General features: G+C 33.5%; 10 protein-coding genes. 5 read left to right on the forward strand and 5 right to left on the reverse strand.

Going from position 1 to position 13,749, the window contains the following annotated elements; translation table 11 throughout:
- Positions 1-15: 15 nt before the first annotated feature.
- From porM to topA, 5 genes are all read right to left on the reverse strand, one after another.
- On the reverse strand, positions 16-1,551 hold the full coding sequence (gene porM, locus LL966_RS14635; RefSeq protein ID WP_229354313.1) for a type IX secretion system motor protein PorM/GldM: 1,536 nt from the start codon (positions 1,549-1,551) through the stop codon (positions 16-18).
- Positions 1,552-1,603: 52 nt separating this feature from the next.
- Complete coding sequence (gene porL / locus LL966_RS14640) at positions 1,604-2,251, reverse strand: type IX secretion system motor protein PorL/GldL (protein ID WP_229354314.1); 648 nt, start codon at positions 2,249-2,251, stop codon at positions 1,604-1,606.
- Between the two features lie 55 nt (positions 2,252-2,306).
- Positions 2,307-3,713, reverse strand: a complete 1,407-nt coding sequence (gene porK / locus LL966_RS14645; protein WP_229354315.1) for a T9SS ring complex lipoprotein PorK/GldK — start codon at positions 3,711-3,713, stop codon at positions 2,307-2,309.
- 262 nt (positions 3,714-3,975) lie between these two features.
- The gene (locus LL966_RS14650; RefSeq protein ID WP_229354317.1) at positions 3,976-5,127 is read right to left on the reverse strand and encodes a formimidoylglutamase; all 1,152 of its coding nucleotides are present in this window, start codon (positions 5,125-5,127) and stop codon (positions 3,976-3,978) included.
- Positions 5,128-5,132: 5 nt separating this feature from the next.
- Complete coding sequence (gene topA, locus LL966_RS14655) at positions 5,133-7,649, reverse strand: type I DNA topoisomerase (RefSeq protein WP_229354319.1); 2,517 nt, start codon at positions 7,647-7,649, stop codon at positions 5,133-5,135.
- Between the two features lie 368 nt (positions 7,650-8,017).
- On the opposite strand from topA, the gene miaB reads away from it, so the two are divergent.
- The 5 genes from miaB to LL966_RS14680 all read left to right on the forward strand — a co-directional run bounded on the left by miaB (position 8,018) and on the right by LL966_RS14680 (position 13,746).
- Positions 8,018-9,463, forward strand: coding sequence for a tRNA (N6-isopentenyl adenosine(37)-C2)-methylthiotransferase MiaB (gene miaB, locus LL966_RS14660; RefSeq protein WP_229354321.1), 1,446 nt, complete (start codon positions 8,018-8,020; stop codon positions 9,461-9,463).
- A gap of 96 nt (positions 9,464-9,559) precedes the next feature.
- A complete protein-coding gene (locus LL966_RS14665; protein ID WP_229354323.1) occupies positions 9,560-10,081 on the forward strand; it encodes a YcxB family protein in 522 nt (173 codons plus the stop codon).
- Positions 10,082-10,134: 53 nt separating this feature from the next.
- Complete coding sequence (locus LL966_RS14670; protein ID WP_229354325.1) at positions 10,135-11,394, forward strand: sigma-54 interaction domain-containing protein; 1,260 nt, start codon at positions 10,135-10,137, stop codon at positions 11,392-11,394.
- Positions 11,395-11,492: 98 nt separating this feature from the next.
- Positions 11,493-12,011, forward strand: a complete 519-nt coding sequence (locus LL966_RS14675) for an LptE family protein (protein WP_229354327.1) — start codon at positions 11,493-11,495, stop codon at positions 12,009-12,011.
- 97 nt (positions 12,012-12,108) lie between these two features.
- Positions 12,109-13,746, forward strand: coding sequence for a tetratricopeptide repeat protein (locus LL966_RS14680; RefSeq protein WP_229354329.1), 1,638 nt, complete (start codon positions 12,109-12,111; stop codon positions 13,744-13,746).
- The last annotated feature ends 3 nt before the right edge of the window (positions 13,747-13,749 follow it).

Raw genomic sequence — 13,749 nt, forward strand, 5'->3', positions numbered from 1 at the left:
GCTTTCACTACTTTATTATTGTATTTCGTAAATTACCGGAGCAGTTCTTGGCAATAAATAACTACCAGCTCCAACAAGTTTAGTTTTAATTTCAGAAATAGTAACTTGGTCTCCTTTACCTGCTCTTGAAAGTACTTGTTTACATTGTGCATTCATTTTGTTTCCTGTAACAACAACAGTAGGTTGTCCAGCAATCTTCATATTAAATCCAACAACATCTAAACCAACTTCAAAATCAAAATCAAGTAATTTAGCGCCAATAGTAGCAATCTCTAAGTTAGATTTAGGACCTTTAACAACTCCCATTTCTCCTCTGATTGTTCCTGTTGGACCAGGAATACCTTTAATTCTGAATGTTTTCTTGTCTGAAACTTTATCTCCATTTGGTAATGTACCAGTAACAGAAATTGTAGCCTCAGTACCTGAACCTGGGTTCATGTTATATTTTCCTGGTTTACCAGCTGAAGATAATCCTGGAGCACTAGCTACAACTTTATTATCAGCAACACCAGCGAATGATACAGAGATAGGGTTAACAACACCTCTATATACAACGTTCATTTTATCAGCAGAAATTGTAGCAGAGTTTGGTCTTGGAACTACAACGTATGTACCATTAAAAGGTAATTTAATTGGTTTACCATTTTCCATAAAGTTAAATGAACCTCCAATTTTTTGTTCTCCTACACCACCAGCAGTCATTTCTAATACAGCTTGACCATTAACTAATTTACCAGGACCTTGAAAACCACTAAATTGAGCATTAGGATCATATTTACCTAAAACTACTTTACCAGTAACTTTTTCACCTTGGAAGTAAGCATTTTTATCTAAAACTACAATAGCTTCAAATTTGCTGTATGATGCTTCATCTACAGCTGCTTTTCCTAAAGCACGGTTGTAAACATCGGCTTCAATTTTTTGAACATCATTTTGCCATGTAGAAAGTTTCGCAGCTGAAGCAATCGCAGGAAAACCTTTAAAGTGATATGCTAGATATTTTTCTTTAATACCATCTTTATTTTTCACATCAGAAACATCAAATTTCTTAGAAACCTCGTTTGATATATCAGCATATTTTGGCCCTAAAGCAGCTTTCATATCCGCTTTATATTTCTCAATTTTTGCGATAATTTCATTACCTTTTGCAGTGTAACCGTCTCCTGTAAACCAATCATCGATATTATCACCTCTGTCCATAGACTCATAAGGTAGTTTCCCTGTTTCACTATCTACTTCAAAACCGCTAATGGCTTGAGTTTTTAGACCTGCGATATAAGTATAAAAATCTTTAGAAATAGTTTGCACTTTATGAGCAATTACTGAAGCTTCAGCAAATTCTCCTTTTGATTCAGAAGCTTTTAAATTTAAAGTTTCTAATAATTTTGCATTTGTTGTAACTGAAGAAGTGTTTGCTGCTTCGAATTTTTCATTCATCAAACCAAAAGCAGAAATAACTTCTTTTGATACGTTCATTGCTAACATCGCGATGAAAACCAGGTACATCAGGTTAATCATCTTCTGTCTAGGGGTTAATTTTCCTCCTGCCATTTTTTTCTAATTAGTTCTTTATTAATAAATTTAATATTTAGTTAAAAACTAATTATCCTTTGTTACTCATTGCAGAAAGCATACCACCATAAACACTGTTTAAAGAAGCAATATTAGCAGTCATAGATGCCATTTGTTCTTTTAATTTAGAAGCGTTTTCAGCGATTTCTTTGTTAGCTTCAGCGTTTCTAGAAGCGCTTTCTAATTGAACTTTATATAAACTATTTAGTGATTCCATTTGAGCTGCAGCAACAGATAATTCTTCAGAATATTTCTTTTGTCCTGCAATTGAATCTACAGTAGGAGCAATTCCTTTAGCAGCAGATTCGAAGTTTTTGATGCTATTACCTAAACTTGACATTAATTCACCGTCAATTTTAGCTTCTTTTAATAATGAATCTAATTTTTGAGATAATAATCCTTGAGCTTCAGTTGGGTTTTCAGCTTTAACTTCTTTTTTTCTAGCTTGTCCGTTAGCTAACTCTGGGTAAACTAAAGTCCAATCTAATTCGTCTTCAACTGGTTCGAAAGCAGAAAGAGCAAAAATTAATGCCTCAGTAACCAATCCAATTGAAAGCATAACTGTTCCTGTTAAAGGTCCAAGCTCAAAGTGAGTAATTTTGAATAATGCTCCAATAATTACCACTGCCGCTCCCATACCATAAGCGAAATTCATTGCTTTTTTACTTAATAATGCCATAATACTTTTTTTTAGGTTTTAAATAGATTTGTTGGATATTGATAAAATTATAAAATTACTTTCTTTTGCTTCCGTTACCGCCACCTGTTACTTGAGTTCCCATGTAATCTTGTACAGTTCTGAAACCAATATAACTTCTAGCTGAATCAGCATATTCGTGGTCACGAGTACTTACCTGTAGGAAATAAGCAACGTCTTTCCAAGAACCTCCACGAACCACTTTTCTTTGGTTTTTACCGTCAATTACGTTTGGATTCATTGTAGAAACATATTCGTAAGCATTTGGGTTATAAGCTGAATCTGTCCATTCTGAAACGTTTCCTGCCATATTGTATAATCCGTAACCGTTTACTTCATATGATTTTGCTTCAACAGTATATAAAGCTTCATCAGCAGCATAATCACCTCTGCTTGGTTTAAAGTTTGCTAAGAAACAACCTCTATCACTTTTTGTGTAAGGACCTCCCCAAGGGTAAGTAGCAGATTCTAGACCACCTCTAGCCGCATATTCCCATTCTGCTTCAGTTGGTAATCTGAAAGCATTTACTAGGTCACGACCTTTTTTCTTAGATTTGATATAACTGTTTTTGTTTAAAGTTCTCCAAGCACAGAATGCTTTTGCTTGTTTCCAAGTCACACCAACTACAGGATATTCTCCATAAGCTTTGTGCCAGAAATAGTCATTATGCATTGGTTCATTATATGAATAAGCAAAATCTTTAATCCAAACTGCAGTATCAGGATATACATTTACCTGCTCTGTTTTTACGAAGTCACTTCTTTTTCCAACTTTAGCTTTTGCAGCAGCTTGAATATCCATCCAAGAATAACGGAATTTCAATTTATTTACGTCAATTGTTCTTAAACCATTGTATGATTCTTCAATTGGCAAATACATAGAATCCATTACTTCAGTGTAATATTCATCTGGATATGCTTTAGTATCTTTAATTAATTTTACTTTTTTGTTTAATTTTCTTCCAGCATATGGATCGTCTTTTGTACCAACGCTATAGTAGTTGTCGTACATGTATTTATCATAAGCTGTCATTTTTTCTGGATCAGAATCATTAAAAGCATAATCAGCAATACTTCCGCCTTTTTTACCTTTATCTCCAGTACTTTTTTGTCCAGTTTCATCTGCTAAGATTGCTAAACGAACTCTCATTGTAGAATCTTTTACCCACTCTACAAATTGACGATACTCACTATTTGTAATTTCAGTCTCATCCATATAAAATGAACGAACAGTTACCGTTTTAGTTGGAGCATCTTCTACATTAGCTAAATCCGCATCAGATTTACCCATAATAAAAGACCCACCCGGAACCAAAGTCATTCCATAAGGTTTTTCAGGGTGCCATTTCCCTCCTGTAACACCAACTAATTCACCTTTGTCACCTGACTTACCACAGCCAATTACCAGTGTTAACATTGCTGCAAATGCAATAAACTTCTTCATATAAATTTGGATTATCTATTCATTATTAAAAGTCCGTAAACGTATTTATTATTTATCTAAAAAACAATACTACTTGCGAAATTTATTTTACCGTTCAAAAATAATGTTAAATAAAATAAAAAAAAAATATTTTATCGATAAACTGTGTCAAAAAATCGATGTAAAACGTTAATTTTTATAATATATAATTATTTTCCTACTAATTTAATTTAACTATTTTTTCTATTTTTTTAAAAACTAAGATTTACCTTAAACTTTTGAATTATAGAGCATTTTTACGTTGTGCTTTCCACCATCTTTCTGGCAATTCTTGATTGCAAGCCGCAAGATATTCATCGTAAGAACACGGTAATAACGTATTTCTTTTTAATTTATTGCTGCCGTTTGATTCAAACGGAATTTCTATCCACCAACGATCAGTTTTATCGCTTTTGTAAAATATAAGTTCCTCATCTTCAAGTGGCACTATATACTTTAAATAATTTGCACGGCTACCGAAAGGATATTCTTTCGAGCGATAATGAAAGCCTTCAATAAAATACCATACAATCTGCGAAATAATCACAGATTCTGCCAAGGTGCTATTATGATTAAAAACTCCAAAAGAAGAAACCTTATCACTAATACCTGCGTATCTTGCTAAAGAACAGACCTCTTTACCATTAAACCCATTAGGCTCAAATGTCACTGTATTTCCAGAAGCCGAAGACTTAACAGAATTTAAATCAATACTTACTAAATCTGCATCTCTGAAAACTGGCTCAGCCAAAGTAATTTTGTTCGATATCTCACCCAATCGGTAAGCGTCGAAAAATAATTTTTCGATCAAATCAATTTCTTCTTGAGAATTATAGTAGGTCTGATATCCTATATTACAGTAATTGAAGAGATTATTTGGCTCATCTATAATTATTTTGGTTAAATAAGAATTAGCCGAAACCGACTCATTCTCTTTTCCAAAATCAAATTTATTATCAACAGCAACCAAATTTACCATTTGCTCTAAATCATCATAAGCACGATACAAAGCATAGGTTAAATCCTGAGAACCTCCCAGGACTATAGGAATGACTTTATTCTTAATTAACGATGCGGTAACTTTCTTCAAAGCAAAGTAAGTATCCTCAACAGAGTCACCGGCAAGTATGTCTCCAAGATCAGCAATTGAGGCATCCCAATTACCTGGAAACATACTATATAATTTTTTACGAACAGCAGTAAGATTAACTTCATTAACCATATTGATGTTTGTACGATCTTCCAAAACACCAATTATAGCAATGTTAATTTGCTCTATATCCGGAAATTGTTCTTGCGTATGAAAAACAATTTTACTTCCAAGCTCTTGCGAAGACAGTCCTCCAACGAATTTTACAATCGCATCATTAACTGGTTCTAGAAAATCAAATTCCATCTATTTTATTTCTTTTTAGCAGCCGTTTTTTTAGCTGGAGCTTTTTTAGCCGTTGTTGTTTTTTTAGCTGCCGTTTTCTTTGCAGGTGTTTTAGCCGCAATCATTTCTTGAACTTGCGCCAATGTTAATTGCGTAGCATCAACATCTTTGCTTAATTCAATTTTGATTTTTCCTTTTAAAATCACAGAACGTCCCCAACGGGCTTTTTCCACTACAATTCCTTCTTCTTCCCAATTATGAAGCACTTTATCAATGTTTTTCTGAAGCTTATCTTCAATAAGCTCTTCTACATCTGTTTGTGATAAATTGTCAAAGTTGTATTTCTTACTTACATTCACAAAAAGCCCATTCCACTTAATGAATGGTCCAAAACGACCTACTCCTTTTTGAACACCTTCTCCTTTATAGACAGCAATCGGTGCATCAGCAAGTGCTTTTTCATCAATTAGTTCTTGAGCTCTCTCTTTAGAAACACCTAAAGGGTCTTCTCCTCTCGGCAATGAAATAAACACACTTCCGTGACGTACATAAGGACCGTAACGGCCATTATTCACTTCCACTTCTTCTCCTTTATATTCACCTAAACTTTTTGGAAGTAAAAATAAATTTAAAGCTTCCTCAAGTGTAATATTTCCAATATTTTGATCTGCCATTAAACTGGCGAATTTCTTATCTTCATCGTCTGCTTCTCCAATTTGAGCCATTGGTCCAAATTTTCCTAAACGAACAGAAACTTGTCTTCCATCTGCATCTTTACCAAGAATTCTTTCTCCGCTTTCGCGTTCCGCATTTGCTTCAACTTCTTTTACATTTGGATGAAACTGATTGTAAAAATCCTGCATCATTTTTGCCCAATCTATATTTCCTTCGGCAATTTCATCGAAATCCTGCTCTACTTTTGCAGTAAAATTGTAATCTAAAATGTTTCCGAAATTCTTTACTAAGAAATCAGTAACAATTGTTCCGATATCAGTTGGAACTAATTTTCCTTTATCAGAACCCGTATTTTCTTTTAACAGCTTCTCTCCAACTTTACTGTTTTGCAAAGTAAGTTGCGTGTAGTTACGTTCTTGACCTTCTAAAGTTCCTTTTTCAACATAATTTCTATTGATAATGGTTGAAATGGTTGGTGCATAAGTAGAAGGACGCCCGATTCCAAGCTCCTCTAATTTTTTAACCAAAGAAGCCTCCGTGTAACGTGCTGGCGGTCTAGAATACCTTTCTGTAGCAGTAATATAATTATTAGCTAGTTTTTCATTTACTTTTAAAGCCGGAAGCATTCCTTCTTGTTCTTCTTCGTCATCATCGTGACCTTCCAAATAAACTTTCAAGAAACCTTCAAAAAGCAAAACCTCTCCTGAAGCAGTAAAAATTTCGCTGTGGTTATCGGCTTCAATTTTTACGTTTGTTCTTTCTAACTGTGCGTCGCTCATTTGCGAAGCTAAAGTTCTTTTCCAGATCAAATCGTATAAACGAGCTTGGTCACGGTCTATATTTACCGTATGACGTGACATATCTGTCGGACGAATTGCTTCGTGCGCTTCTTGTGCTCCTTTATTTTTATTAGCAAAAACTCTCGGTTTTGAAAATTCTTTTCCGTAAGATTTGATAATCTCTGCCTCTGCAGCATCCATCGCCTCTTTTGAAAGGTTTACCGAATCGGTTCTCATGTAAGTAATAAGTCCTGCTTCGTATAAACGCTGTGCTAATTGCATGGTGATCCCAACTGGCAAGTATAATTTTCTTGCAGCTTCCTGTTGTAACGTAGAAGTTGTAAAAGGTGCTGTTGGAGATTTTTTGGTAGGTTTAGTTTCTAAATCTGCTACTTTATATTTAGAACCGATGTTTTGATTTAAGAAATCTTCGGCTTCTTTTTTAGTATTGAAGTTTTTAGGCAGTTTTGCTTTGAAAGCTTTTCCAGCTTCATTTACAAATTCAGCAACAATCGAATAAGTTGCCACTGCATTAAAACTTTGGATTTCACGTTCTCTCTCTACAATTAAACGTACAGAAACAGACTGAACACGTCCAGCTGAAAGTCCGCCTTTGATTTTTCTCCATAAAACTGGAGACAATTCGTAACCCACTAGACGATCTAATACTCTTCTCGCTTGTTGTGCATTTACTAAATTATAATCAATTTCTCTTGGATTATCGATTGCTTTAAGAATCGCAGATTTTGTAATCTCGTGAAAAACAATTCGTTTGGTCTTTTTTTTGTCTAATTTTAATTCTTCCGCCAAGTGCCATGAAATAGCCTCTCCCTCGCGGTCCTCATCGGATGCTAACCAAACCGTTTCGGCATTCTTAGAAAGTGATTTTAGTTTCGTTACCAAGGCTTTTTTATCCGGAGAAACTTCATACTTAGGTTTAAAACCATTTTCTACATCTACTCCTATTTCCTTTGATGGTAAGTCTGCTATGTGACCATAACTTGACTCCACCTGAAAATCACTCCCAAGAAATTTCTCGATTGTTTTCGCCTTTGCAGGTGACTCCACTATTACTAAATTCTTTGCCATTGCTCTATTTTTCTGCAACAAAAGTATTTATTTTTTTTAAATATTAACCTTACGAATTCATTTTTGAAGTATTTTGATATTATGAAACTTAAAATTGCAGATTTATCTGTAATATTCTCTATTATATATATAGGTATAACTTTTAATGATTTCTGAGCGAGAAATCCCTTTTAATTTTAGATTGCAGATTTTAGATTTTAGATTTTTTGCCGTTGAATTTAAACTTTCTTCATATCAATTTAAAAAACATTGCATAATGTACCATCTCAAATCTGCAACCTAGAATTTTTAAAACATTGTTAATTCTTTATCTGACATCTTGTCATATTAGATTCAATTACGCTATCTTTGCACTTTGAAATTTTACAATGGAAAAGATTATTGAAGAAAGCAAACAAGGCGAAAGTCTTGTTTTAGAAAATAAACCTGAGAATACTAAAAAACTTTTTATAGAAAGTTACGGCTGTGCAATGAATTTTTCGGATAGCGAAGTCGTAGCTTCCATTTTATCTGATGGAGGATATAATACCACTTCAGTTTTAGAAGAAGCCGATTTGGTTTTAGTAAATACTTGCTCCATTAGAGACAAGGCCGAACAAACCATTCGTAAGCGTCTTGAGAAATATAATGCTGTCAAACGTACCAATCCAAAAATGAAAGTGGGCGTTTTGGGCTGTATGGCGGAACGTTTGAAAAGTCAATTTTTAGAAGAAGAAAAAATAGTTGATCTTGTTGTTGGTCCTGATGCATACAAAGATCTTCCAAATTTATTGGCAGAAGTTGAAGAAGGCCGTGATGCAATCAATGTAATTTTATCAAAAGAAGAAACTTACGGTGATATTTCGCCAGTTCGTTTAATGAGTAACGGAATTACCGCTTTGGTTTCCATCACTCGTGGTTGCGACAATATGTGTACGTTCTGCGTTGTTCCTTTTACACGCGGACGCGAGCGCAGCCGTGAACCACAAAGTATCATGACTGAAATTCAGGATTTATGGAGCAAAGGTTTTAAAGAAATCACCCTTTTGGGACAAAACGTTGACAGTTACCTTTGGTACGGCGGCGGTTTGAAAAAAGATTTCGTAAACGCTTCTGAAATGCAAAAAGCTACAGCAGTTGATTTTGATCAATTGTTAGAAATGGTTGCGGTTGGTTTTCCTAAAATGCGTATCCGTTTTTCAACTTCAAATCCACAAGATATGCATGAGAGCATTTTGCACGTTATGGCAAAATATCCAAATATCTGCAAACACATTCACTTGCCGGTTCAATCTGGAAGTAACCGAATTCTAAAAGAAATGAATCGTCTGCATTCTCGCGAAGAATATATGGCTTTGATTGACAAAATTAGAGCAATTGTTCCAGATGCTTCAATTTCACAAGATATGATTGCTGGTTTCCCAACAGAAACTGAAGAAGATCATCAAGACACAATGAGTTTAATGGAATATGTAAAATATAATTTCGGTTATATGTATTCGTATTCTGAACGTCCTGGAACTTTGGCTGGAAGAAAAATGAAAGATGATGTCGAGGAAGAAACAAAAGCCCGAAGATTACAAGAAATTGTTGATTTACAGCAAAAACACGCTTGGTTTAGAAGTGAAGAATTTGTTGGAAAAACTGTTGAAGTTTTGGTAGAAAAAGTTTCTAAAAAATCAACCGAAGAATTCTCAGGAAGAAATTCTCAAAGTATTACGGTTGTTTTCCCTAAAGAGAATTATAAGATTGGAGATTTTGTAAATGTAAAAATCACAAGCTGCACTTCTGGAACACTTAAGGGTGAAGCGGTTGAATATTCTGAAATGAATTAAATTGTTTCAGGTTTCAAGTTTCAGGTTATTTACGTAACTTGAAATTTGAAATAGATTAATTTAAAATATTAAAGCCTCAAGTTAAAAAAAGCAAGAATGGATAAAGAAATTATTTTAAAACCTAGTTTCAGTGTGAGGAGTTCAATGAAAGGGACCTACTATATCTTATACAAACCATTAAATATCGTTATTTTATCTTTTTTATTGGCATCTGCAATTTTTGGCTTATCGGATTATTTTTTTAACATATTAGGCAGTACGAATAAAACAAATCGTGACTTTCCATTTTTTGGTTTGGTTATTATTTTGCTTCCTTTTTTTATTTATTTATTAACTTATAAAGCTGTCAAAAAACAAATAAATAACAACCCACGTATAAAAGAAGATATAAAATATATTTTTAACATCGAATATTTTCAAGAAAAGGGAGAAACATTTGAAGTAAAGCATTTTTGGAAAAACATTATAAAAATTGTTGAGAAAAAAGATATGTTTTTGTTCTATATAGGCAAAAACAGTGCTATGCTTTTACAAAAAACAGACCTAAAAGACAATCAATACAACGAATTAAAACAGCTTTTTAATTCGATAGATATAAAAAAGAGTTTAAAAAGTTAAGGTTTTAAAAACTTGAAACCTGAAACAAAATAAAACTTGAAACAAAAATTTACATGGAAACAGTTCAAGCAATAAAACAGCGATTTGAGATTATTGGTAATGATCCGAAATTAAATCGTGCTATCGAAAAAGCCATTCAGGTTGCTCCAACTGATATTTCGGTTATGGTAACTGGAGAAAGTGGTGTTGGTAAAGAAAACATTCCTAGAATTATACATTCGCTTTCGCACAGAAAGCATGGTAAATATATTGCCGTAAACTGCGGTGCAATTCCGGAAGGAACAATTGATAGTGAGCTTTTTGGTCACGAAAAAGGAGCTTTTACAGGTGCAACTAGCACACGTGAAGGATATTTTGAAGTTGCTGACGGCGGAACAATATTTTTGGATGAAGTTGGTGAATTGCCATTGACAACTCAAGTAAGATTACTTCGTGTTCTTGAAAACGGTGAATTTATTAAAGTAGGTTCTTCTCAAGTTCAAAAAACAAATGTCCGTATTGTTGCGGCAACCAACGTGAATTTATTTAATGCTATTGAAAAAGGTAAATTCCGTGAAGATTTGTACTATCGTTTAAGCACAGTCGAAATTACCTTACCTCCTTTAAGGGAAAGAAACGACGACATTCATCTGTTATTTAGAAAATTTGTTGCCGATTTTGCTCACAAATACAAAATGCCTCCTTTAAGATTGGACGATGACGCGGTACAGCTTTTACAAAAATTCAGATGGAGCGGTAATATTCGTCAGCTTCGAAATGTTGCGGAACAAATTTCTGTTTTAGAAACCAATAGAGATATCACGCTGGCAACTTTAAAATCGTATTTGCCTGCGGAAGGAAGCAACTTACCTTCTGTAATCAGCGACAGTAAAAAGGAAAGTGACTTTAGTACAGAAAGAGACATATTATATAAGGTACTTTTTGATATGAAAAGTGACTTAAATGATTTGAAAAAACTGACTTTAGAATTAATGAAAAATGGTACTTCTAAAGTACAAGACATTAATCCGAATTTAATTCAGAAAATATACGGAAATCAGCAAAATGATAGTGAAATTGATTTTGAAGAAGAACCAAGAACCGCTGTTATGACAACACCAGCCGTTCGTGAAGAAAACTATCAAATTCCAGAAGACAATTATTTGTTTGCTGAAACAATTGAAGAAGAAGAAATTTTACGTTTAGAACAGAAAGAAATCGAAATGATCAAAAAATCATTAGAAAAAAACAAGGGAAAACGTAAAGCTGCGGCGGATGAATTGGGTATTTCTGAAAGAACTTTATACCGTAAAATCAAACAATTCGACTTATAATAAATCTCAATATTTAAATTCCAAATCCCAAATTAGTATATTTGGCAAGATTTGGAATTTGGAATTTCAAAATACTTGGAATTTGATTAATAAACATTATGAAAAAAATATATTCTCTTTTTGCATTTTTAAGCCTTTTTATGTTGAGTGGCTGTTCGGTTTACAATTTTACTGGAACTGGAAAAATTGATGCCAAAACATTTCAGGTTAATTTCTTCCAAAATAATGCAGACTTAGTTGAGCCTGGAATTGACAGAACCTTTACATTGGCTTTGCAGGATTTGATTATGAACCAGACCAATTTAAACCTGGTTCCAAATGGAGGAGATTTAGTTTATGAAGGAGAAATTATAGATTACAGAACCACTCCAATGACGGCAACAGCTGTCGGATCTAATGGCGAGGTTGGTGCAGCTCAAAACCGTTTGACTGTTCGTGTTAATGTTAGATTTATCAATAAAAAGAAAGAAACAGACGATTTTGAAAAATCTTTCGAATTCTATTATGACTTTTCAGGGCAGCAACTTCCAACAGGAACAGTTTTAAACGATGCTATAAAAACTATTTTCGAAAGAATCACACAGGACATCTTTAATGAATCATTGGCAAAATGGTAAAATGTTTATTTTACTGAACTCTTTTAGACATTGAAACGTTTAAACGAAAAAAGTAAAACAATAAACGATTAAACAATTAACCGATTAAACAAAAAAAATGAACGTTACCGATTATACCTACTTAATGAACAAACCCGATGCTATTACAGAAAAGCAGGCGGATGCATTAGGAAGTGTTTTGAATGAATTTCCGTATTTTCAAAGTGCACGCGCATTACGATTAAAAGGACTTTACAATCAAAACAGCTTTAAGTATAATTATGCCTTAAAAGTTACGGCGGCACACACATCTGATCGATCTATCTTATTTGACTTTATTACTTCGGAAATCTTTACTTCTATTCAAAACGATTTTTACGAACAAAAACTAAGAGATCTTCTTGAAATTACTGTTTTTGAAAGTGAAATAATTTCACCAGAACAAATTAGAAAAGCCATTGAAGTAAAAACAGAAAATGAAAAACAGCCGGTCTTAGAAGCTAACAAAGTAGCTGAAACTATTATTGCTGAAGAACCTGTTAAAACGGAAAAGCTAAAAAGTGTTCCGGAAATAGATCCAACTATTTTTCTTGCCATAAAAGAATCTCAAGCTATAACTTTTGAAAAACCGATAAAAACGGAAGAACCAAAAACACTTCCTGTAATCGATGAATCTATTTTTAACGCCATCAAAGAAGCACAATCGGTAACTTATGAAAAACCAGCTTTAGCAGAAGAAAATAAAAATATAACTGCTGAAGAGCCTGTTTCAGAAATAAAAGAATCAGAAACTGTATCATTTACCGACACTACAAAAACCGAAGAAACTAAAATTGATCGTATTGAAAATTCTATCTTAAGTTCGATAAAGGTTTCTGAAACGCCTTTTTTACCAGAACCAGTAAAAGTTGAAGAACCAAAAATTGATGCTGCGATCGAACGTTCAATTCTTAATTCTATTAAAGAAGCAGAAGCATCAACTCCTGACGAACCTAAAATAGAAGAATCTAAAATTGAAATTGCGGAACAACCTGTTTTAAATTCTGCTGATGAAGAAGAAGACGACAGTGTTATCGAAGAAATGATAATTCCGGAGTTTAAAATGAATCCAGTTGAAAGATCTATTCTTTCTTCTATTAAAGAATCAGAAACTGTTATTCCTGAACAGCCAAAAGAAGAGATTCAGGAAGAAATCCTAAATAAAACATCACCAGAAACTGAGTCCGAAACTGAAGAAATAATTGAATTACAAGTTCAAGATACCGATGAATCTGTAAAAATGGCGACAGAGCATTTAGAAATCGGAATGCCTTTAGATTTTTCTCTTAGTGAAAAACATTCTTTTCAAGAGTGGCTGCAATTATCTAGAACAGAACCAATTGATCGTTCTAACGAAATTTCGGAAGAAACAGACACTAAAACAACCGTTGAAATTGAAAAAGAAGAACAGTCAATTTTAGAGGAGAGACAAAAAAAGGCTGAAATTATCAATAAATTTATCGAAACTAATCCTAAAATCTCTCCAATAAAGCCTGGCACAAGTGCTCCAGTAGTCCAAATTGAAAGCAATTCTGATGACAATTCTTATCTGATGACAGAGACTTTAGCTAGAGTTTATCTGGAACAAAAGAAATATACAAAAGCAATTCAAGCATATGAAATATTAATTTTGAAATATCCAGAAAAAATTACTTTCTTTGCAGACCGCATATCGGATATAAAGATTTTACAACAAAATAACAATAACAATAATTAAGTA

It is taken from the genome of Flavobacterium chungbukense (assembly GCF_020805785.1).
In the GTDB taxonomy this organism is placed as follows: Bacteria; Bacteroidota; Bacteroidia; order Flavobacteriales; family Flavobacteriaceae; genus Flavobacterium; species Flavobacterium chungbukense.